This window comes from Streptomyces sp. NPDC089919 (assembly GCF_040684615.1).
GTDB lineage: Bacteria > Actinomycetota > Actinomycetes > Streptomycetales > Streptomycetaceae > Streptomyces.
Window position 1 is genome coordinate 39,309 of sequence record NZ_JBFBGK010000028.1, and the last position, 20,839, is coordinate 60,147.

Below are 20,839 nucleotides of genomic sequence, written 5' to 3' on the forward strand. Positions count from 1 at the left end.
GCCCGGATGGGCTGCCTGTGGAACCGAGGTGCGCCGGCGAGGCGCGGCGGTGTCTGCGGGGCAATCGGCCGTCATTGGTGGCCTACCGCTTTCGCGTGGCACAAGTCCCCCGGCCGGCCTGCACGGGGAGCGCGCAGTTGACGGTCCTCGAGGTGCTGCGGGGCACAGGCAGGCGCGCCTGTGCCCCGCACCTCGGCGGCCGACTACTCCGGGCGGGGGTCCGGCTCGGAGGGGCCGTTGATCAGCCTGGTCGGCAGCGCCTGGCCGTCGCGTTCCCACCACAGGCCCGCAGCGTCCTGGAAGTGGACGAGGAGCGTCGCCTCGGTCGCTTCGCGCGGAAAGAAGCCTTCGTGCTCGACCCAGACCATCTTCCCCAGCTCCACGGTGAACGTGCCGCCCGGCGCGATGTTGGTACCGATAGGCCCTGCACCCTCAGCCCACAGGGATCCAGGTATGCGCTGGCCCTCGTAGAGGGCGGTGGCCCGGATGACGCGTACCTCCCTCAGTGGCTGTTCGCTGGCGTTCGTGACAGCGGCTTCGGACTCCCGCAGCTCGGATGCGACGAGGAGAGCCTGCGCCGCCGCACGGTCGTAGTCGGCGACCCCGTTCTCGAAGAACGCCCGGATCGACGCGCAGAAGGCTTGCAGCTCCGGCGTCGGCTTCTGGTACCACCCCTTATCGAAGACCTTCTGCAACCAGACGGACTTCTTCGCCTTGGGTACCTGACGTACCCAGGACTCCAGCTCGCCACAGGGCACGATGAACAGGCCCAGGTCGGCCGCTGAGTCCAGGACCCGTTGCGCGGCGACATGAGGTTGGCCCTGGAGGCCGCTGAGGCCGGTCCCCTTGAGGGCCTCCCAGCCCGTGACCCCCTTCAAGGACTTCATCAGGCCCTCGGCCATGGGGCCCACGAGTGCGTCATCACCGCTGTGGCCCTCGAACGCCTCCTTTACCTGCGTCAGGAATCCGTCGAGAGTGGGAACCACCCGCGTTCCCTTCGCGAAGGCGTTGACCGCCTGGACGTCGCTCAGGAGTGGATCCGCGAACCCTCCAAGGCGCTTGAACGCCCTTCCCAGCTCGCCGTACGTCCGCATGATGTCGAAGTCGGCGATCACCGCCGTGTGGATCCCGCAGTTCCGCAAGGCTTGTGCCGTTGGCGTCAGCGCTGACAGCCCGCTGGTGTGGAGGAACAACGTGTTCTCGTGGGCGCGCGCCGCGGTGATGTCGAAGGTAGCTGCGTAGAACTGGCAGTCCCCGGCGGCCTCGCACAGGACGACCTGGTCGTAGAAGAGGCCGGAGGCCAGGTTCGAGTACCGCAGCAGAGGTGTGTTCACCAGGGCTTGGACGGCCTCGGTGGCGAGCTCTCGGGCCCGCGGTGTGCCCGATGCCCGGTCCAGCCGGACGATGGAGAGAGGTCTACGCTCCCGAGCCTCCAAGACGCCCGCCAGAAAGTCGGCGCTGTGGGTAGCTACGAACAGCTGCACCTGACCTTCCATACCCGCGAGTAGTCGGCCGAGGAGACGAGCCTGGGGTGGGTGAAGGAATGCTTCCGGTTCATCGATGATCACGATGGGTGTCGGCCGCACCGTGGCGTTGAGCAAGACCTGGACGAAGCTCCGGTACCCGTCTCCCTGCGTCGAGATGACAGGGCGTTCGCGGTACGCGGAGATGACTTCGTGAGCTGCACCGGGAAGGACGTCGGGTACGTCTGGCCGGCCGACCCGCAGCCTGACCATGGTGTCGTAACGGTCCACGCAGACACCTTCACCGAAGGCATTCTCGACGAGGTCGGAGAGCGCCCGCTCGGCAGCCCTGTCCTCGTAGAGGTACTGCAGCGTCGACAGAGGTGGCTGGGCGAAGTCCCATAGAGAGTCCTCATCCCTGACAGCCAGACGACTGTCGGTCCATTGCGCGTCGCACAGGAAGGACATGAGGGGCGCTGGGTTGGTGGACCACATCTGCCGCACGGCGTCCTGACGGATCGTTGAGCCGTCAGGGGCGCGGTAGGCATCGGCAGATGAGGTAGACGGCCGCCACGTGCGGTAGCCGCGGTCGCGCAGCCATTCCAGAAGCGCGTCGCTGCTTCCTGAGGGCTTTGAGATGACGTGCTGGATCCACTTGCTGTTGGGCACGGCGGGGTTGGCAAGCTGCTGGGCGAGCTCGCGTAGGAAGAGCGATTTGCCGCTGTTGTTGGGGCCGATGAACAGCGTCATCCCGTTCTGTGGCGGCGTCAGTTTCATGCCTCCGATGAGCATGATCTCGGAGACGGCGAAGGTGATCGCCATGGTGACCCCCGGCGTGATGCGCACGTCGCTTCCGCCGCGACGCTGGTGATCCGGAAGGGTAGCGACCGGCCGCCGGCACCGCTGGACTTTCTCCTCACGCCGGGGGCCGAGCTTCAAGCGTGGGGTGGTCGTCGCTTCGTGTGGGGTGGTGTGGGGGTGGGGGTTGGTGGTGCGGGGGGTGGTGGGTGGGGTTGTGGTTGGTGGGTGTGGTGTGGGGGTGGGGTGGTGGTGTGGGGGTTGGTTTTCTTGGTGGGGTCGCTGGTTGGGGTGGTTGTGGGCTGCTGGTGGGGCGGTTTCGGGGTGGGTGGGTGTGGTGGGCTGGGAGGATTTTCCAGGCATTAGAAATTGGCAGCCAGTTAGTGCGGAATGGAACATTACGCACTAACTGATCTTGTGGCGGTTCCGGGTCTGGGGGCCGTTTTCCGGTGTCCTGGCGTGGTCGAGACGGGGTGGTGGGGTGATGGCTGGTGAGGGTGGCCGCCGACGTGAGCGGGAGACGGGGGAGCGGCGGTCGGAGCGGGTGAGCGTGGCCTTCACACCGGCCGAGTTGGCGGTCGTCCGCGCGGCCGCCGGGTGTGAGGGCATGTCGGCGGCGGGGTGGGTGGGGCAGCAGGTGATGGCGGTCGCGCAGCAGGTGCTGGTGCCGGTCTCCGCGGCCCGGGCCGACGTCCTGCGTGAGCTCGTCACGGCGCGGGCGGGCCTGCGGGAGATCGCGGTCCGTCTGGATGCTCTGGGCGCGGCCGGCGAGGCCGGCGCATCTGGTGCGGAGGGCGGCGACGGCGCGGCCGGTGCGGGGCTGGGGGAGGTCTTGGCCGGCGCGCGTGCGGCGGTGGTGCGGGTGGACGTAGCGACGGTGGCGGTGATGCGGGAGCGGCGGGCCCGGACGTGATGCCGAAGAAGCCCGACACGGGCGACGACATGTACACGTTGCTGGAGTACCTCTTCGGTCCGGGCAAGCGCGACGAGCACACCGACCCCACCTGATCACGGCCTGGGACCCGGATGTGCCGTGCCCGGTCCGGCGGCCGGAGTGGATCGGCCTGGGGGAGTTGGCGGACCTCTTGGACGCACCCGTGGAGGCCTTGCGCGGCGTGCGCCCGCCCCTGCACGTGTGGCACGTCTCGGTACGCAACCATGCCGGCGACCGGGTCCTGTCGGACGCGGAGTGGGGCGAGGTGGCGGCGGCGATGGTGGATGCTGCGGGCATCGCCCCGGCAGGGGATGAGCAGGCCTGCCGGTGGATCGCGGTGCGCCACGCACCCGACCACATCCACCTGGTCGCGACCCTGGCCCGGGCGGACGGCCGCCAGCCCCGCCTGCGCGGGGACATCTTGGCGATGCACGCCGCCGCCCGCGGCTTCGAGGCCCGCTGGGGTTTGACCCCGATGTCGCCGCAGGACCGCACCGCGGTGCGCCGCCCGTCGACGGGGGAGTTGGCGAAGGCGGACCGGCGCGGCCTGCTGGAGACCGCCCGGCAGTCCCTGCAGCGCACCGTGCGCGCCGCGGCCGCCCTCGCCCGGGACGACGCCGATTTCCTCGACCGGCTGCGGGATGCGGGCCTTCGCGTGCGCGAGCGCTGCGACGAGGCCGGCATCCTGCTCGGGTACGCGGTCGCGCTCCCCGGCGACCGCGCGGATGCCGGGTTGCGGCCGGTCTGGTTCTCCGGGAGTTCCCTGGCCTACGACCTGTCCCTGCCCCGCGTCCGGGAGCGCTTCGAGCGTTGATGGCGCTCTTTGAATCTGGCGCATCCACGGTGGTGAGGGGGTGTGCGCGCCCGGGGCGGACGAGGCAACGCCACCGCCCCGGGCACCCGTTCATGCGCTGAAGGGCACCCTCGACGCTACGCCGGGCCCGGCCGCCGACACTGTGTTGGCCCGTTCGGGCGTGTCGGCGCTCTCGAGGTGTCGTGGAGCACGGTGGCCGGCGCAGGTGCTCCCGGTCACCCGCGGCGGGTTTCCTGCTGCGTAGCTGTCCGGGTGACGTCCAGCACCTCGGCCGGCGTCGTGCTGATGGCCATGGCTGGGCTGTGTGGCTCATGTCCTGGTGGCGCGGGGCGTGGCGGCACGGTAGAAGCGCCTGCCGTGTTGATCATCGGATCACCGTCACTGCCCGTTGGCGGCTCTGCCCTGCCCGGAAGAGGAACCCCCTGATGTCCCGTAGACACCTGCTTGCCGCGATGGTCGCCGCGCTCGCGACTGGCACGCTGCTGGCCCCGCTCCCGGCGTTCGCCGACCCGGCTTCGGTGACGTTCTCCCAGCCGTACGTGCCGACGATCGCGCCCGGTGCGACGGGGCGGGCCACGATCGTGGCGGCGAATGGGCCGGGTGTCGCGAACATCGCGGCGTTCCGGATCACCGCACCGCAGAGCACGACGTTCGCGGAGGCCCGCTACTACTTCAACGACGGGCCGGGGACGATTGCGTGTACCGCCTCGAACGGGGATCGGCTGCTGACGTGCATTCCCCCGGCTGGCGATGGGGGACGGTTCTTCCCGGAGAACTCGCGGACGCGGTTGTCGGTGGTGGTGCGTGTGGACGCGGACGCGCCTGCGGCGACGACGCTGGAGGGTGGCCGGTGGGTCGTGGAGACCGGGTACCCGGCCTCTCCTGCGCTGTTCGCGGTGAACACCCCGGTTGCGCCAGTCACCGGCCCCAAGGGAGACAAGGGCGACACCGGGGCTACCGGTGCTGCCGGGGCGAATGGCACCAAGGGCGACAAGGGTGACCCCGGAGCAGCCGGAGCCACCGGCCCGGCCGGTGCCCAGGGCCTGAAGGGTGACCCGGGCCAGGCAGGCGCTCAGGGTGCGACTGGTCCCGCCGGTGCCAAGGGAGACGCCGGAGCGACCGGCCCTGTCGGCGCGCAGGGCGCCAAGGGTGACCCCGGTGCGGCCGGAGCTACCGGCCCGGCCGGAACCAGGGGCGACCGAGGAGAGCAGGGTCCCGCTGGTGCCAAGGGAGACACCGGTCCTGCTGGTGCTACCGGAGCGCAGGGCCCGGCCGGTCCTGCCGGTCCCCAAGGCCTCAAGGGCGACCCGGGCCAGGCAGGCGCTCAGGGTGCAACTGGTCCCGCCGGTGCCAAGGGAGACACCGGAGCGACTGGCCCCGTCGGCGCGCAGGGCGCCAAGGGTGACCCGGGCACGGCCGGAGCTACCGGCCCGGCCGGAACCAAGGGCGACCGAGGAGAACCGGGTCCCGCCGGTGCCAAGGGAGACACCGGCCCCGCCGGTGCCGCCGGAGCACAGGGCCCCGCCGGTCAGAACGGCGCCCAAGGCCTGAAGGGTGAGACCGGCACCGCTGGCGTGCCGGGACCCCGGGGCGAGCGCGGCGAGACCGGCGTTCAGGGAGCCCAAGGCCCGCAGGGCGAACGCGGCGCGACCGGCGCGACAGGCGCCGCCGGGCCCAAGGGCGACCGGGGCGAGACCGGTGTGGCCGGGACTCCGGGTGCCAAGGGCGACACCGGTCCGGCCGGAGCCCGCGGAGTACAGGGCGAGGTCGGGGCCCAGGGGCCGAAGGGCGAGACGGGCGTACCTGGGGCTCAGGGTGAGGCCGGAGTTCGGGGACCCCAGGGCGAACGCGGTGCAACCGGCGCGACAGGCACGCCGGGCGCCAAGGGTGACCCGGGTGCGGCCGGAGCACGCGGTGAGACCGGCGCCCAGGGACCCGCTGGCACGCAGGGCCCCAAGGGCGATACCGGCAGCGAGGGTGCGGCCGGTCCTGCGGGACCGCGTGGTGAGCAGGGCGCGGCAGGTCCGCAGGGCATTGCCGGGCCTCGTGGTGACGACGGCCCGTCCGGGCCCGCCGGTCAGCCCGGAGCCAAGGGCGAGCAGGGCGAGAGCGGCCGGGTCGGCCCGCAGGGCCAGCGCGGCGAGAAGGGCGCGGATGGCCCCGCCGGACCACAGGGTCCCGCCGGTCCGCAGGGTCCCGCCGGTCCGCAGGGTCCCGCCGGGCCGCAGGGCGCGGCCGGGACACGAGGCCCTGCTGGAGCCAAGGGCGACGACGGCGAGCAGGGCGTGACGGGCCCGGCCGGTCCCGCCGGTCAGCCCGGGGCCAAGGGCGAGCAGGGCGACCCCGGCGTGAAGGGTGACCGAGGCGATCGGGGCGATGCTGGGCCCGAGGGCCCAGCCGGGGTGCAGGGCCCGGTCGGACCCAAGGGCGAGCAGGGGCAGCCCGGCCTGCGGGGCGAGCAGGGCGACATGGGACCAGGTGCTACGGGCCCGGCCGGTGCGAAGGGCGAACCGGGTGCCACGGGCCCAGCTGGTGCCAAGGGCGAACCGGGAACGCCCGGAGCCCGAGGCGAGCGCGGGGAGCGCGGCGAGGACGGCGCCCAGGGGCCCGCAGGCCCGCGCGGCGAGAAGGGTGAGCCTGGCGCGCGCGGCGAGAAGGGCGACGCCGGGTCGTGCCAATCGTGCGGCCACCATCACCACAAGGCGAAGGTCATCTCCCACGGGCCGCTGCCGATCCACTCCGGCCCGCACCGCACCAACAAGACCGTCGGCGAGCTCAAGCCTGGCACGGTCGTCCCGCTCACCTGCAAGGTCAAGGGCGAGCAGGTCGGCGACAACAACCTCTGGTACCGGCTCGCAGACGGACGCGGCTGGATCGCCGCCCGCTACGCCAAGAACCTCGGCGACATCCCGTTCTGCGCCTGACCTCCCATTGACGCGGCCAGTCCCGGTCCCGAGCCGGGGCGGGCCGCGTCGCGTCCGGAAGGTGAGGACAAGCACCGGGCCGGCGAAGGTGCTCAGCAGCATGCCGCCGGCCCGCGTGCTCAGCATCACCTCGTCGGCCCGCGTGCTGTCGGGCACCTGCCGCGGCGAATCAGCCGAGTGGCAGGCACAGCTGCGGGTCCACCCTGTCGACTTCTGAGGCAGTCTGCCCCTTTGCGGCTGCTGTGGACCCCAAACCCAGAGGTAACCAGGCTCTCCGTGCCCGTGCTGATCCTCTGGTGACGGCGGGCCTCTATCCGCCGTCGGCCTGGCTTCCGGCGATTTCCACGAGGTCACGTCCCTCTTCGTCAATCCAGAACCGTGGCCCGTTGAGGTTCCCGGGGCGCACCCCAGAGACCCGTTCAAAGATCTCCTTCGCCAGGCTCGTTGGGGAGTACTGACCCGGCTCGAACTCCCACTTCAGAGGCTCGTTGCGGTCCTCGACCCACACGGCCCGGCCGCGTTTTGGGTCCTCGTCAAGCCAGGCTTTCAGGGCCCCTTCAGGCACAAGACCGTTTCCGCCGTACGGGCGGAACGTGAGGGGCGTGTCGACGGGAATCAGGCCGTTGTCGATGATCTTGTGGACAGCGCGGGGCCCCATGCTGCGCTGCGATGCACGATGCGCTGCCTCTGCCTTCTCTGCTCGGGCTGGCCGGATGGTGAAATCCTCCAGCCCTGGGACCGGGTACAGCGTCGACAGCGTCAGCACCGCCGAAGCCGGCTGGTCCGGGGCGGGCTGCTCGGCGCGCCACACCCGGAACTGGACCAGCTTGAGATCGACACCCATGTCATTGAGCCAGACCGCGGCAGCCGTCACCTGCGTGGGGAACGCCCCCGCGACCAACATGATCCTCGGCTGTTTCAGCAACAGCGGATCCAGTTCGCCGTCGCAGTGCTGTTCGAGCCGCTGGAGAGCATCCTCACCGCTGACACTCTCGCCCCGCCGGCTCAAGAATCGTGCATACATGCGGGCGAGATCATCCTCGGTGACGCGGGAAACCATCGCCGCGTAGTTGATGGCCTGCAGGTGGGCCTCGGTGGATGCCTTGGCCCGCTTCAGCTCGATGACGACGAGGCGGCCCCCCTCATCCAGTGCCAACAGGTCGAGCCGGTCACGGACAGGGGTACCAGCTGGCGCGGACCACTGGTCGTACTCCTCCGTGATGATCAACAGGCCGTCCTCCAGCAACGAAGGGTCCTTGAGGATCCACTGCTGAAGGTCCTGACGCTCCCGTAGTCCCAGCGCTCCCAGATTCGTCTCCTCGGCGTTGGCAGGCATGCCTTCCCGCACAATCAGCACCCGCTCACCTGTCACCTGTGCTCCTCTGTCACGCCACCACTTGCTTGATCGTTGCAGATAGGCCCGCACGCCGCGTTCCGGGACACCTTGGAAGCTCTGTGTTGAACGACGTTCTACGCGACGAGGGCGAGACTGCGGCGTTGACCCTCGCGGTGTGCGCGACTCTGATGAACCGCACTTGGAGACGGCCGCGGACGCTGCGGGCGAGGACCGGGTGGCGGCCTGGTTCACCGACGCCGACGTCGAGGAGGTCACCACGTTCACGGCCAGGGCGACGGGCGCCGCGGTGCGCTCCCTGGCCGTCCCCGGCCGTACAGCGCTCGCGGTCCCGGGCGGCGTGCGGATCGCGGACCGGTTCGCCACCGCCTCCGGGTGGCAGTACCTGACCTTGGCGTGGCCGGCCGGCCCGCGCGGTGCTGCAGCCGGCTCGGGCGGCGGCGTGGTCCGCCACGGCGTCCCCTACGCCGCTCCTGGCTCGGAGCGCCGGTGCCGCGTGCGCGGGTGCGGTGGGGTGGTGCTGGTGGACTGGTGCCCGGAGCACGGCACCGCGGCGGCGCCGGCGTTGGAGTGGCACCCCGCCGGGGGCATCCGCTGCGAGGCGCTGGCCGGCCGCCGGGCCGGCGCGCCGAGCGCACATACACGCTGACGTCGGTGCAGCGGCCGGGAGTTGCCGCCACCAGACCCTCCTGTGCACCCCTGACCACTCCGGCGCCCCGGTGCTGCTCCAGACCCGCCGCGGTTCGCTGGTCTAGGAGCTATGGCTGGACCTGGTGGCCTCTGTCGGGCAGCTGCCCGAGGTCCTGGTCCTGGACGGCGAGCTGCTGGTCTGGGACGCTGAGCAGGGCCGGTTGTCGTTCGAGGGGTTGCAGCGCCGCGCGGCGACCGGCGCGGCATCGCCGGCGGTTTGGCCGCGGCCTGGCTGGCGTTCTTCGTGATCTTCGATAGCCCCTACGCCTGACCCTCTCCTTGAGGAGTTGGGGCGGCTGAGTGCGTGGCCAAGTCGCTGGGGGTGCCGTGTGCGGGGCGGAGGGGGCCGCGACGGGGCGTGGTGCCCGGTGGCCGAGGTGTGTCCGGGCCTTGCCGACGATGCTTGCTGGTGAGGTGGTTCATGAGGGCTGGTGGTCGTTGTGGCGGCCGTGGGGTGGGTGTCTTCGCCGGTCCGGGTCGTGGTTGCGGATCAGTTGTAGTAGTGGGCCACGTTGTCCACGGCGGGTCGGGTGTGCCCGGCGGGGCCGGCGGCGAAGGCCCGTAGGACGTTCTCCGTCACGATCCGGGTGAATGCCCCGGCGCGTCCGTCCAGTCCGTGTCGCTCCTTCCCGCCGGCCGGGCCCTGGGCGTCGAGGGCCTCCACCCATCGCATGGTGCCTGTGGCGAAGAGTCCGGCGCCCGCGGGCAGTGAGGCGTACACGGTGTTGGCGGTGCTCGCCCGGCCTTTGCAGATCACGGGGGAGTGCGCCAGGATCTCGACCGGCCGAGGAGTGGGGTACCGCAGGTCGATCCGGTCGTACTCCACGCCCACCAGGTGCGCGAAGGATTCCCCGGCGACCGCGCCGGTGCGCGCCAGGAGCCAGTGGTCGGGCCGGGCCACCACGTACGGGGCGTCCACCGGGTAGCCGTCGTAGAGGACTCCCAGCAGTGCGCTCTCGGGCTCGGGCATCGGTGTGCGGCGGAACTCGTGCGTCGGCGGCTGGCCCTGCCGGAAGCCGGGGTCGCGGACATAGTCCTGCTTGTGGCAGACCATCAGCCGGTCCGGGCCGACGGCAGAGCCCTCGAAGCGGACGCGTCGGTAGCAGCAGTTGGCCCCGAAGACGGCGAGGTTCGTGCCGCGGTCGCGGGCCGCGGCCACGTGCCGGCGCTGCTCGGGGCTCCAGTACTCGTCGTGCCCGGGGGAGAGCACCGCCCGCGCTCCGCGCAGCAGTTCCGGTTCGCGCGCCAGGTTGGGACCGGTCGCGTACGCCAGCGGCAGTCCGATCCGCTCGGCCAGCCGCAGCAGGGGCTCCTCGTAGCGGGGGAACTGCCCGGCGCCGTGCGCGCTGCGGTACGGCCGGTCGAAGCTCACGGCGAGCGATCGCGAGGCGTTCTCGCCGTCGGGGCCCTGGTAGAGGTCCGCGTCTCCCCAGCGGTTGTACGCGTGCCAGGTGCCGACTGCGTTGACGAACACCGACCGTCCCGCGGTCGAGACCGACCGCACGGTCAGCGGAACGTACCGCTGCGCGGGCTCGCGCGCGCCCACCGCGTCCAGCCGGAGCAGGTAGCAGCCCTCCGGCCAGCCCGCCGTGCACACCTCGGCTGTCCGCACCCAGTCCGCACGCGCCGCCCGGGTCTCCGGGTCGGTCCGCGCCGGCGGCTGGAGCAGCCCGGGCAGCTCTTGCGAACGCCACACCAGGCGGGCCCCCGCGCCCCCGTACCAGCCGATCCGGAACGCCGACACGGTGAAGCGGGGCGCGGTCGTGGACACGCGCAATCCGACCGTCCCCCCGGCCGGCACCGAGCACTGTTCGGCGAAGCCCTCCAGCGCGCGGGCCCTGCCAGGGGTAGTGATCCGCCAGCCAGGTGCGCCGGGCAGCCGGTTCTCCGCACGGACGTCGTGACAGGGTCCGGGGGCGTACCGCGCAGGTGCGGCGGCGCTAGCCCCGGCTTCGGAACGGGCACCCCCGCCGAGGGCTAGCGCGGCCGCGGTGCCCAGTACCTGGCGCCGCCCGAGCCCGGCCCGGCCCGTCCATCCGGGCCACAGGGTTCGCGCCGGCGGTAGGTGCTCGGGCTGGTGCGCGTCACCGGTACGCTCCACGGCACCTCCTCGGCTCGGCGCCGGTCACGATAACCCCGCCCGGACCCGATCGCGGATGACCCCCGTCTCCGGCGTGTCGGGACCCTGCGCCGTTCGTCCTGGAGCTGCTGGCCAAGAACGACAAGGTCGTGGTGGAGCGGGACGACCTGGGGGAGGAGGTGGCCATGACCGCCTCAGAGCTGCGGCTCGTCGCGGCGGACAGCGAGCCCGTGTCGTGGGGTGGTGGAGTCCTCGATGCGTTCTCGGGTGAACCGAAACGGATCAGTCGCCTGAGGTGCCTTTGAGGTGCCTCTCGTGGTGGTGGGCCCCGTGCGGGTGGGAGGTTGGCTTGGTCGCCGAGCTGCAGTTGAGGCCGTGTCCGTGTACCGGTGCTCGGGCGGTGGAGGGTGGGTGGCCCCGGGAGGTGCTCCAGGGAGGCCGTCTGGTGGTTGGTTGCGGCGGGCTGGCGGTCCGGAGCCCGGAGCCCGGTGGTGTCGGGTCTCTCTCATCGGTGCCAGGCCGGTGGTCGTTTCTCGGTGAACGCGGTGGCGCCCTCGGTGGCGTTGGTGGTGGTGAAGACGGGGGTGCTGAGGGGGTTTTGGACGGTGTAGGCGGTGTGGTCGTCGAGGCCGCGGGTGTCCTGGACGATCTGCTTGGTGATGTGGACGGCGTCGCGTGAGTGGGTCTGGATGCGCTCGGCCAGGGTGAGGGCTGCTTCGAGGGCCTCGCCTTGGGGAGTGAGGTGGTTGACGAGTCCGTACCGTGCCGCGTCTGGCGCGGTGAGCGGGGCCGCGGTCAGGAGCATCTCCATGGCCACGTGGTAGGGGATGCGGCCGGGTAGGCGGATGGCGCCGCCTTCGGCGGCGATCAGTCCGCGGGCGACTTCGGGCAGGGCGAAGAAGGCGGTGTCGGCGGCGGTGATCAGGTCGCAGGCGAGGGCGAGTTCGAAGCCGCCGGCCACGGCTGCTCCCTCGACGGCGGCGATGAGGGGCTTGCGTCCGCGGGCGCGGGTCAGGCCGGCCAGGCCACGGTCGGCGACGAGCGGTACGCCTTCGGCGGGGAAGGCCTTGAGGTCCATGCCGGAGCAGAAGTGGCCGCCCGCCCCGGTGAGGATGCCGACGTCCAGACAGGGGTCTTCCTCGAGCCTGGTCAGGGCGGTGTCCATCGCATGGGCCAGTGCCCGGTCGATGGCGTTGCGGACGTGGGGCCTGTTGAGGGTGACGAGGAGGACGCCGGGGCGGGGCTCGGCGGTCCGGACGGGGTCGTGGCTGTCCATCGGGGACTCCTGGTGGGGTGGGCGGATCCTGCGGACGAACGGGGGGGCTCGGCTGGGGGAGGTCAGGTGCGGACCACGGGCAGTGCGGCCAGTCCGCGCATCACCCTGGTCGGACGCCAGGGCAGTTCGTCGGCCGGCTTGGCCAGGGAGATGGGGCCCAGGCGCTGGAGCAGCAGGGGGAGGGCGAGGCTGCCTTCGAGGCGGGCGAGGGCGGCGCCGATGCAGAAATGGGGTCCGTAGCCGAAGGCGAGGTGGTCGTTGGGCGTGCGGGTCAGCTCGAGCCGGTCCGGGTCGGGGAAGGCGGTGCCGTCGCGGTTGGCGGAGCCGATCAGTAGGCTGACGATGTCGCCCGCCTCGATCCGCCGCCCGTGGAGCGTGATCGTTTCTGCCGCGCAGCGGAAGGTGGCGTCGCGTACCGGCGAGTCGTAGCGCAGGAGCTCCTCGACGGCGGTGGCGACCAGGCGCGGGTCGGGTTCGGGCGCGGTGAGCCGGGCGGCCTGGCCGGGGTGGTGGAGCAGGGCGAGGGTGCCGTTCCCGATGAGGTTCATGGTGGTGTCGTGTCCCACCAGCAGCAGGAGGTAGGCGGTGGAGCGCAGTTCCTCCTCGCTCATCGCCCCGCTCTCGTCGCTCGCCTGCACGAGGGCGCCCAGCAGGTCGCTGCCCCCGATCGGGGAGCCGGCGCGCTTGTCCCGGATCAGTACGTCCAGCAGCGCGTGCAGGGCGTCGTCCACCCTGGCCGGGTCGGCGCCGGGATCTGGGGCGATGGTGGCCATCAGGGTGTCCCTGGTCCTGGCGTCGTCCAGTTCCTGGGGGACGCCGAGGATCGCGCAGATCATCCGGAAGGTCAGGGGAGCTGCGAAGTCCGCGATCACGTCGACGTGGGAGCGGCGCTCGAGCCGGTCCAGCAGATGCGTGGCGGTCTGCGTGATGAGCGGTTCCAACCCGGCGATGCGCCGGGGGATGAACGCCGTGTTGACCAGGGTCCGCAGCCGTGTGTGGTCGGGAGGGTCGGCGTGGACCAGGTGCCGGTTCAACCCGGCGGGCCCCGCGACGTAGCCGGGCACTCGGTCGGGGTCTTTGCTCAGCCGGGCGTCCGTCAGCAGGGCCCGCACGTCCGCGTACCGTGAGACCTGCCAGACGGCGGGCCGACCGGGCCGGCGCTCGGGATGAACGGGCGCGTGCTGCCGCAGCCACGCGAAGTAGGGGTAGGGGTCCCGTACCCGTGCGGCCAGCAGGGCGGGCGGCGGGGACGGTACGGCGGGGGACGGCACTGTGGCTCCCTGCTCTCAAGCCGATCTCGACACCACCGCAACGAGCGACGACCAGGGAAAGATGTGGCACCCACCGGTATGCCGTCGGACGTTCCCGCTGCCCGCCCCGGGCCGCGCTCCCGGATGCGGTGTCGGTGAGTGCGGAGCGTGCGGGCGCTGTGGGGGCCGTCGACCGACGTCGCGTCTTCCGGTACGGGCTGCGGTACGGCTTCATGAAACGGCCTCGGTCGGGTGAGGTTGCGCGGTGCTGGGGAGGGGAGCCGGTATCCGTCTGGGCATGATCACTTCTCGCGGGTGGTACCGCTCGGCCGCGATCGTGCTCGGCGTGGCTACGGTCCTCCTCCCTGCCACGTCGTCCTCCGCCCAGGGGGCGGTGGGTTTCCACCGTCTTCCGCCCGACCCACTGCCTGCCGACGAGGCGCTGCGCGTTCTCGATGATCACCTCGTCGTGGCCGAGCCTGAGTCGGCCGCCGGGTACGGCCGGTCGCAGTTCCCGCACTGGGCGAACCAGGGGGGTGGCTGCGACACCCGCGAGACGGTCCTCGCGCGCGACGGCAGGGGTGTGGAGGCCGATTCCGACTGCCGTCCCGTGGCCGGCTCCTGGTACAGCCTCTATGACGGCGCGGAGGTCCCGCAGGCCAGCGGGATCGACATCGACCACATGGTGCCGCTGTTCAACGCCTGGATCAGCGGCGCCAGCCACTGGAGCCAAGGGCAGCGCAAGCAGTTCGCCAACGACCTGGACCACCCGCAGCTGTACGCGGTCTCGGCCCGGACCCACCGGGACAAGGGCACCAAGAGCCCTGACCAGTGGGCGCCGCCGAACCGCGACAGCTGGTGCGAGTACGGCCGGGCCTGGATCGACGTCAAAGCCGCCTACAGCCTGACGATCACCCAAGCCGAGAAGAACGCCCTGCGCACCCTGGTCAACACCTGCGACTGACCCCTCCCTCCGAAGCCCCGGCCCCGCGTCCCGCTGCCGGGCCCTCGGCGTCCGTGGGTGCGCTCTCTGCCGCCACCCACGGACGCCAGCCACACCCCGGTACGGTGCCCCACCCCGCCGGCAAGCTCCTCGCCCCGCGCCTCGGCAGGCTTACGCCCGTTTCTTCCTGCTCCACCCACTGGGCGAGGGCCTGGACGCCGGCATGGAAGCCGGCTGCGCTCGCCTGGGGCGGTTGGCCGTGTTCGTCCTCGTGGTGGCCGTGGCCGGCATGTACGGGGTCAGCGCTGGGAGGGGGTCTTGGCGTTGTTCACGGTCTGCTGGGTGTCGTGGCCGGTGACGTCGAAGAGGCCGGTGTAGATGACGGTGGGTGCCTGTCCCAGGGCGAGGGCGTACTTGCCCGCGGGCAGGTCCACGGGGACGTTCCACGCGTACTGGCCGGAAGCCCCGTCGACGGTCATGCTGATGTTCTGGACGACCTGCAGGGCGCCTGGATCGCCCTGCATCAGGTTCAGCACCCGCTCGGCGGCGGTGCCTCCGTTCCAGATCACCATGAAAGGGGCTCCGGCTTTCACCGTCATGCCAGGCAGGGGCTGGGTGAAGGACGCGAAGACGGCCCGCTGCGCGGCGCTGGCGTGCTGCGGTTGCCCGGCCAGGCCGGTGGAGGGCAGCAGCGCGAGCACCAGGACAGCGGCCAGCGCCAGATACCTGCGCCGCATTGTGTGGAGGGGGAGAGAGGTCATGGCCTGCTCAACGCCGCGGCGTGCTTCCGGTCACCGGTGCCGGGCCTCCGTTCGGGGTGCCCTCTCCGGCGCATCGCGTGGGCGCCGGCCACACCCTGGTACGTGCTCCATCCCCGCCCGGGGAGTTCCTCGACGTGCCCGCGTCGCGGCATCTCGGCATCGTCTCCTTCCTGATGGGGGATCAGCGTCGGCGCCTGAGGCCTGGCAAGTTCCGACCTCAGGAGGCCGGAAGCCTGATCGCAGATTGTGGCTTGCCGATTACTTTGCGTAGTGTGTCTGTTGATCTTGTCTGTTGATCTTGTCTGTGGTGGCGGGGGTGGCTTCGCGGGGCTGGGGGTCTGTCTCTGCCGGGAGTGTGGAGGCGTGATGACTGGCACGGTTGTGGTTGATTTCGGTTCGGGTTGGGTGAAGGCGGGGGTGGCTGGGAAGGACGAGCCGGGCGCGGTCTTCCCGAACGTGGTGGGTGTGCCCAGGGTCGCCCAGGCGGGCGTGGGGCAGAGGGATTTCTACGTCGGCGACGAGGCGGCGGCGAAGCGTGGTGTGCTGGCGCTCGGCCGGCCGGTGCCGCGAGGTGGTGTGGAGGACTGGGAGGCGGCGGCCCGGGTGTGGGGTCACACCGTGGAGCGTGAGCTGCGGTTCGTTCCGGCTGACTGCCGGGTGTTGGTGGCCGAGTCGCCGTTCGCCTCACCCGAGGAGCGGGAGCGCACGGCGCGGGTCCTGTTCGAGGAGTTGGGTGTGCGGGCGGCTGCGTTCGTGCCCGCGCCGGTCCTGGCGCTGCGTTCGGCGGGGGTGCGCACCGGTGTGGTGGTGGACCTGGGTGACGGGGTGGTGAGCGTGTCCGCGGTGCACGACGGGCGGCTGCTGCCCGGCACCCGGCACGCCGGCTTCGGCGGCCGGGACCTGACCGGGTATCTGAGCGACCGGCTCATGCAGGCGGGGCACAGCTTGAGGACGGGTGCCGAGTTGGAGGTCGTGCGGGACATCAGGGAAAGGCTCTGCTACGTCGCCGAAGACCTGACCGCCGAGATGCAGAAGGCCGAGGCGGGCGCGGTCTCCGCGTCCTACGAGCTGCCCGACGCGCAGCTCCTCCCCCTGGGCTCGGAGCTTTTCGACGTCCCCGAAGCCCTCTTCGCCCCCGACCGCCTGGGCCTGGCGGAGCCGGGACTGCACGAGCTGGTCCACCAGGCGCTGACCGTCGTCGACGCCCCGGTGCGCGCCGCGCTGGCCGGCGCTGTCCGGCTGGGTGGTGGGCTTGCCCAGATGTCGGGCTTGGCGCCCCGTCTGGCGGCCGAGGCAGGCGCGCTCACGGACCTGCTGGTCAGGGTCGAGGTGCTGCCGGAGCCGGCCTGCGCGTCGTGGATCGGCGGCTCCCAGCTTGCCGCGGACGAGGATTCCTTCGCGGACTTCTGGGTGGGGCGCCAGGAGTGGGCGGCGTCGGGAGCGGCCGCGCTGGCGGGCGAGTTCACGGGCTGACGGACCGGAGCCGAACTCGCTGCTGTGCTGCCCGTCGGGTGACCGGGCCGGAGGGCGGTGGCTGCGGTTCGGTGGGCTGGCTCGTACGCCGTCGCCCGGCGCCCGCATACGGGCCCCTCCCGCCCGGCTGGGCGGCGGACCGGCCTTGAGGCCGAGCGCACCGAGTTGGCCTCCCGTGCGGCCCGCGCCCGCGTCCAAGCGGCAGCGGATGTCCTCGTGGAGGCCGGCCTCGCTCCGGTGCAGGACGCCGTGGTGATCACGACGGCGTCTTGGCGTCCGCGGTTGTCCTGGGCGCCGGCGCCTGGGGCTGTCTCGGGCTAGCTGTCCTCGTCGGACACCTCACCCCCGCCGATCGCGAACTCCTGGCCGAGGTCGAGCGAGAGGCTGTTGAAGCTGACTTCTTGGCTCTCGGCGGCAACGGTGTCGTCGGGCTGGTCAGGTATCGGGGACTCCTTGACTCAGGTGATCTTGCGGATACGGACCTTAGCCGCTGATGGGCATGTGCGGGTCAGGAATCCGCGATGTTCACCCGGTTAAGGTGCCGGCCCTCGTGTGGCGGGCCGGGCGGGGCTGGCGTCCATCGCCGGCCGTCGGTATCACCTGGCGCCGGCCCCGGGCCTGGATGCTGCAGCCGGTCTGACGGCCTGTCTGGCGGGCCTGGGGGACCGCCCGGAAGGCGCCGAGCATACGGGGCGCAGCGTGGTCCCGCTAGGGGCCTTCGGGCGCGGATACGTGGTTGTTGCGGCCAGGTGAGTGCTTGTGCCCGACGGCTCCGCCTCGGAGGGAGAACCGTCGGGGGCGATGGGTTGGCAGGTCAGGCGGTGCGCTTGTACTTGCGTACGGCGGTCTTGCCCTGGAAGGAGAAGGTGGTGGTCATCCCGTCGGCGCTGAACGTCCGGGTGATCGTGCCGTCCTTGCCGCCGATGGTGAAGGTCTCCACCAGCTTGTTCTCGGCGGGCTGGGTGAAGACCGAGGTCCCGCCGGTGCCGTCCATCTCGTCGGCTTCGAGTCGGGTGGGGACCTTCTCCCCGATGGAGAAGACGCTCTCCCAGTTTTTCAGCTCGGAGAGGTTCTTCAGAGACCACTTGCCGTCGGTGACGGTGATCTCGGTGGTCGGCTTGATCATCGCCCACGCGTCGCGGAGGGCATCGGTCACCCCGACCGCGATGAGGAACTCGTTCCACGCCTTGTCGGTGGGGTCGGACAGCAGATCGTACTTACCTGCGGGAGAACTCACTGATCAACCTCTCTGGAAGGGGGGCCGTCCCGGGGAACCCAGGGTTTGGCCCATGCCGCAGGCACCCGGATGCACCTCCGAACGAGGGGCAGCGCCGGGGGCGTCTCCGGTAGGGGCATCCCATCGCGTCCCGCCCGCCGGTGTATCCGTGTTCGCGCCCAGCGAATGATCTTCCCGCGGTGTATCGCCGTCCGCCGGGCAAGAACCAGCGAACGCCCCCGCGCGGCCGCGAGGTGTTCTACGCGTTCAGCACCAACCCGTTCACAGGAGAGCTGGAGATCATGTTGAGTGGCTGGTAGTCGCCGGTCGCCGGGCCGGCCCCCTACCGGGAGTGTTCAGCTCGGCTGCGCCCACTGGACTCCGAGGGCGGCGAGCGCTTCGAGCTGCGCGGCAGAGGGCCGGTCGAGGTGCGGCTCTGGTCGGGCGGTGGGTGTGGGGGTGGGGGAGAGTGGATGGTGTGGGGGGATTGGTCGAGGTGGAGGTGAGGTCGGTGGCGGGTACGCAGAAGGCCACAGGTGCGCAGCAGGACGCCGAGCAGGAGAAGGAGCGGGTGGCGCAGCCTTTGCCGAGAGGAGTGATGAGCGATGGGGACAGCGTGCTGGACGGTTCGGGGACCGTGGGGGTTGCGGTAGACGATTTCCAGAGGCGTTATGGCGACGACGAGGAGAAGTAGTTCCACGGCCGTCGGCCCGCATGGCCGGCCTGGCCCGCGGTCCCGAGGGCGAGCACGGCCTGCGCACCCGGCTGGAGACCGGCCTGGCGCAGAACACCAGCGGCAGCAGGGCCCCTCCGCCGAACTCGCGGGCCGTCTGGTCGGCGCCGCCCTCCGCTCGCTGACCGGCCCTCCCGGCGCCCCGGTCCCCGAGGGCCCCCGGGAGCGAAGGCTGGGCGGCTGCTTCTGGCGGATTCGGTCCTTGTGGGGGGAGGTGAGGCCCACCGGCGGTCAGTTGATCGGCGGCGGGAGGGGGACCTGCGCGGCGAGGTACTTGGGGGCCCTCTCGCGGTAGCTGTCGGTGATCAGTTCCGCAAGTTCGGTCCAGTCGGTGTGGTCACCGAGAACGGTGGCGACGACGTTAGGGCCCCAGTCGGCACGGAGGAACGGGAACCCACCGGCGGTCAGGCCGAGCAGGTCGTCGACGGGTACCCGAAAAGTCATCACGACCAGTTCCTGATCTGCGGTCGCATACGAGGCGTAGACCGGGTAGCGATCCACGTCCGGCGTGTAGACATGGGCGAACGTCCGCGTACGAATCCGCCAGCGCACGCCGATCCAGGCTGGTTCCTCGTACGACTCGGGCAACTGTCGGCAGATCGACCGCAACCGGTTCAGGATCGCCGGCGGCACGTCTCCAGGACTGGGCATGGGCCGACACTAGCGACCGCCGGAAAATTCCGCGCCGGAAGCGGCTGGGCGCGGAAGCCTGAGGTCATCAACTCGTCGGCCGGGGTGGCGCCGATCTCCGCGTTGAAGGCCGGGCGCTGGTTTTCGGGGAGGGTGGCGCGGATGCCGTCGATGGTGGTGGGCAGCTCGGTGCGCTCGCCGTGCACGTGGGTGGTCCACGTGGCTGCGCTGATGTCGCTCATGCCGTGCCTCGCCTCCCAATAGGGTCCACGGGCCACGGGTACGCGGCGGCGGGGCGGTGCGTCAGGGATGCGGAGTGACGGGGGAGGGCGGGGCCGCGGGGCGAGGCGGTCCTGGGGGCCTCCGTAAGCCCGTCTGCCCCGGATCCCGGCCGGCAACCGTGGCCGGTGGCCGAGCGGGTCCGCCCACGGGGTGGCCGGGGGCGGGGCGGCGAGAGCGGTGGAGCGGGCCGGTCCCCGGGAAAGGTGTCGTGGTGCTCAGGCCGCCGGTGGAGCCGATGCTCGCGAAGGCCGCCGAGGTGCTGCCGACGGGCGGCGCGGTGGCGTATGAGCACACGCTCGACGGTCACCGGGCGCTCGTGTTCACCGGGGGCGGCACCGGTAGCCGGGTGCTGGTGCAGACGCGGCGCGGCTTGCTGGTGCAGGACCGGTGGCCAGACCTCGTGGGCGCTGCCGAGCAGCTGCCTGACGGCCTGGTCCTCGATGGCGAACTGGTCGTGTGGGACACGGAGGCCGACCGGTTGTCGTTCTCGGCGTTGCAGCGGCGGGCCGCAGCCGGCGCCCGCGGCGCCGCCGACCTGGCCCTGAGGTGGTCGGCCTTCACCCGGGACGTCGCCTCGCTCGCTGCCGCATGCGGCTTGGACGAGGACGCTGCCTGCCGACTGCTGGCAACGCTGGGCGTGCACGCGCAGGTTCCCCTGTCCTCTGGTGCCGGGCGTGGCCGTGCCCCGGCCCGGGGGGAGTGGGACGGGGCACGGCGGGCGCAGCAGCCCTGGATGGGTTGGGCGTTGCTTAGGGGTGGCGCAGGTGGTCCTCGGCGTCTTCCTTGGCCTGCCCCGCCTGCGCCTTGGCCTTTTCGGTGCCCGCCATGGGGACTTCCTCGTCGTCGTACCGGATTGGTCGTGACGATCGTCTGTTCACCAGCCGCTGCGGCAAACATCACCGCGCCGCACCTCGATCCGGCGGCGGGCGGCCGCGACCACGTTGCCGTCGGGACGGTGGCCCCGGTGTGGAGGAAGGCGCGAAGGCGCGTACGTATGCCCACCAGCATGGATAAGAAGCACCTAAAGATGACGGCGAGCATCCGGAACTTCGGCAGGGCCTCGCGGCTGACCGGGGTGGCGTAGATGTCGGCGAAGGGGCCCTCGGCCTCCTCACGGTTGGTCTCGTGCAGGGGCATGGAGGCTCCTCCGGTCGGTCGGGTCCCACCCGCCCGATGCTCGGGGGCCTGCGGCCCGCCCGCCGCCTCGGCGGGCCGAAC

Annotated in this window: 19 protein-coding genes; 10 read left to right on the forward strand and 9 right to left on the reverse strand. The window is 71.6% G+C overall.

Annotation, left to right across the window (positions count from 1 at the left end):
- Window positions 1-203 precede the first annotated feature (203 nt).
- Window positions 204-2,285: an AAA family ATPase gene (locus tag AB0O40_RS14710; protein ID WP_365040248.1), complete on the reverse strand. Its 2,082-nt coding sequence runs from the start codon at window positions 2,283-2,285 to the stop codon at window positions 204-206.
- A gap of 526 nt (window positions 2,286-2,811) precedes the next feature.
- Here AB0O40_RS14710 and AB0O40_RS14715 point away from each other — a divergent pair.
- The 4 genes from AB0O40_RS14715 (at window position 2,812) to AB0O40_RS14730 (ending at window position 7,150) form a co-directional block, all read left to right on the forward strand.
- A complete protein-coding gene (locus AB0O40_RS14715) occupies window positions 2,812-3,174 on the forward strand; it encodes a hypothetical protein (RefSeq protein ID WP_365040251.1) in 363 nt (120 codons plus the stop codon).
- A 172-nt stretch (window positions 3,175-3,346) separates the two neighbouring features.
- Entirely contained in the window at window positions 3,347-4,009 is a 663-nt protein-coding gene (locus AB0O40_RS14720) for a hypothetical protein (protein ID WP_365040254.1), read from the forward strand.
- 425 nt (window positions 4,010-4,434) lie between these two features.
- Window positions 4,435-6,933, forward strand: coding sequence for a hypothetical protein (locus tag AB0O40_RS14725; RefSeq protein WP_365040257.1), 2,499 nt, complete (start codon window positions 4,435-4,437; stop codon window positions 6,931-6,933).
- Window positions 6,934-6,994: 61 nt separating this feature from the next.
- Entirely contained in the window at window positions 6,995-7,150 is a 156-nt protein-coding gene (locus AB0O40_RS14730; RefSeq protein WP_365040259.1) for a hypothetical protein, read from the forward strand.
- Window positions 7,151-7,243: 93 nt separating this feature from the next.
- Here AB0O40_RS14730 and AB0O40_RS14735 read toward each other — a convergent pair whose 3' ends face one another.
- Window positions 7,244-8,305: an endonuclease NucS domain-containing protein gene (locus tag AB0O40_RS14735; protein ID WP_365040262.1), complete on the reverse strand. Its 1,062-nt coding sequence runs from the start codon at window positions 8,303-8,305 to the stop codon at window positions 7,244-7,246.
- A gap of 139 nt (window positions 8,306-8,444) precedes the next feature.
- Here AB0O40_RS14735 and AB0O40_RS14740 point away from each other — a divergent pair, with 139 nt between their 5' ends.
- On the forward strand, window positions 8,445-8,936 hold the full coding sequence (locus AB0O40_RS14740) for a hypothetical protein (protein WP_365040265.1): 492 nt from the start codon (window positions 8,445-8,447) through the stop codon (window positions 8,934-8,936).
- Between the two features lie 531 nt (window positions 8,937-9,467).
- Here AB0O40_RS14740 and AB0O40_RS14745 read toward each other — a convergent pair.
- The 3 genes from AB0O40_RS14745 to AB0O40_RS14755 all read right to left on the reverse strand — a co-directional run bounded on the left by AB0O40_RS14745 (window position 9,468) and on the right by AB0O40_RS14755 (window position 13,604).
- Window positions 9,468-10,748: a N,N-dimethylformamidase beta subunit family domain-containing protein gene (locus tag AB0O40_RS14745; RefSeq protein WP_365040267.1), complete on the reverse strand. Its 1,281-nt coding sequence runs from the start codon at window positions 10,746-10,748 to the stop codon at window positions 9,468-9,470.
- Between the two features lie 814 nt (window positions 10,749-11,562).
- Window positions 11,563-12,333: a crotonase/enoyl-CoA hydratase family protein gene (locus tag AB0O40_RS14750; RefSeq protein ID WP_365040270.1), complete on the reverse strand. Its 771-nt coding sequence runs from the start codon at window positions 12,331-12,333 to the stop codon at window positions 11,563-11,565.
- Window positions 12,334-12,395: 62 nt separating this feature from the next.
- A complete protein-coding gene (locus AB0O40_RS14755; RefSeq protein WP_365040273.1) occupies window positions 12,396-13,604 on the reverse strand; it encodes a cytochrome P450 in 1,209 nt (402 codons plus the stop codon).
- Window positions 13,605-14,052: 448 nt separating this feature from the next.
- On the opposite strand from AB0O40_RS14755, the gene AB0O40_RS14760 reads away from it, so the two are divergent.
- Entirely contained in the window at window positions 14,053-14,547 is a 495-nt protein-coding gene (locus tag AB0O40_RS14760) for a DUF1524 domain-containing protein (RefSeq protein WP_365040276.1), read from the forward strand.
- Window positions 14,548-14,825: 278 nt separating this feature from the next.
- Here the strand turns inward: AB0O40_RS14760 and AB0O40_RS14765 are convergent, their stop codons facing one another.
- Complete coding sequence (locus tag AB0O40_RS14765; protein ID WP_365040279.1) at window positions 14,826-15,287, reverse strand: GPI anchored serine-threonine rich family protein; 462 nt, start codon at window positions 15,285-15,287, stop codon at window positions 14,826-14,828.
- 366 nt (window positions 15,288-15,653) lie between these two features.
- Between AB0O40_RS14765 and AB0O40_RS14770 the strand changes: the two genes are divergently transcribed.
- Window positions 15,654-16,760, forward strand: coding sequence for an actin family protein (locus AB0O40_RS14770; protein ID WP_365040282.1), 1,107 nt, complete (start codon window positions 15,654-15,656; stop codon window positions 16,758-16,760).
- Between the two features lie 814 nt (window positions 16,761-17,574).
- Here AB0O40_RS14770 and AB0O40_RS14775 read toward each other — a convergent pair.
- Window positions 17,575-17,997: a hypothetical protein gene (locus AB0O40_RS14775; RefSeq protein WP_365040285.1), complete on the reverse strand. Its 423-nt coding sequence runs from the start codon at window positions 17,995-17,997 to the stop codon at window positions 17,575-17,577.
- Window positions 17,998-18,487: 490 nt separating this feature from the next.
- Between AB0O40_RS14775 and AB0O40_RS14780 the strand changes: the two genes are divergently transcribed.
- Together AB0O40_RS14780 and AB0O40_RS14785 are read left to right on the forward strand one after the other, a co-directional pair.
- A complete protein-coding gene (locus AB0O40_RS14780) occupies window positions 18,488-18,670 on the forward strand; it encodes a hypothetical protein (protein ID WP_365040288.1) in 183 nt (60 codons plus the stop codon).
- 20 nt (window positions 18,671-18,690) lie between these two features.
- Window positions 18,691-18,834: a hypothetical protein gene (locus tag AB0O40_RS14785; protein WP_365040290.1), complete on the forward strand. Its 144-nt coding sequence runs from the start codon at window positions 18,691-18,693 to the stop codon at window positions 18,832-18,834.
- Between the two features lie 106 nt (window positions 18,835-18,940).
- Here the strand turns inward: AB0O40_RS14785 and AB0O40_RS14790 are convergent, their stop codons facing one another.
- Window positions 18,941-19,360, reverse strand: a complete 420-nt coding sequence (locus AB0O40_RS14790; protein WP_365040292.1) for an MmcQ/YjbR family DNA-binding protein — start codon at window positions 19,358-19,360, stop codon at window positions 18,941-18,943.
- Window positions 19,324-19,581: a hypothetical protein gene (locus AB0O40_RS14795; protein ID WP_365040294.1), complete on the reverse strand. Its 258-nt coding sequence runs from the start codon at window positions 19,579-19,581 to the stop codon at window positions 19,324-19,326. The genes AB0O40_RS14790 and AB0O40_RS14795 overlap by 37 nt, the downstream gene beginning before the upstream one ends.
- A 248-nt stretch (window positions 19,582-19,829) precedes the next feature.
- Here AB0O40_RS14795 and AB0O40_RS14800 point away from each other — a divergent pair, with 248 nt between their 5' ends.
- Entirely contained in the window at window positions 19,830-20,705 is an 876-nt protein-coding gene (locus AB0O40_RS14800; RefSeq protein ID WP_365040296.1) for a hypothetical protein, read from the forward strand.
- Window positions 20,706-20,839: the final 134 nt, after the last annotated feature.

Excerpts from the sequence above, each read along its gene's own strand:
- AB0O40_RS14725 (WP_365040257.1), top strand. The coding sequence starts at position 4,435 with ATGTCCCGTAGACACCTGCTTGCCGCGATGGTCGCCGCGCTCGCGACT.
- AB0O40_RS14765 (WP_365040279.1), bottom strand. The coding sequence starts at position 15,287 with ATGACCTCTCTCCCCCTCCACACAATGCGGCGCAGGTATCTGGCGCTG.
- AB0O40_RS14710 (WP_365040248.1), bottom strand. The coding sequence starts at position 2,285 with ATGGCGATCACCTTCGCCGTCTCCGAGATCATGCTCATCGGAGGCATG.
- AB0O40_RS14785 (WP_365040290.1), top strand. The coding sequence starts at position 18,691 with ATGGCCGGCCTGGCCCGCGGTCCCGAGGGCGAGCACGGCCTGCGCACC.
- AB0O40_RS14790 (WP_365040292.1), bottom strand. The coding sequence starts at position 19,360 with ATGCCCAGTCCTGGAGACGTGCCGCCGGCGATCCTGAACCGGTTGCGG.
- AB0O40_RS14795 (WP_365040294.1), bottom strand. The coding sequence starts at position 19,581 with ATGAGCGACATCAGCGCAGCCACGTGGACCACCCACGTGCACGGCGAG.
- AB0O40_RS14770 (WP_365040282.1), top strand. The coding sequence starts at position 15,654 with ATGACTGGCACGGTTGTGGTTGATTTCGGTTCGGGTTGGGTGAAGGCG.
- AB0O40_RS14750 (WP_365040270.1), bottom strand. The coding sequence starts at position 12,333 with ATGGACAGCCACGACCCCGTCCGGACCGCCGAGCCCCGCCCCGGCGTC.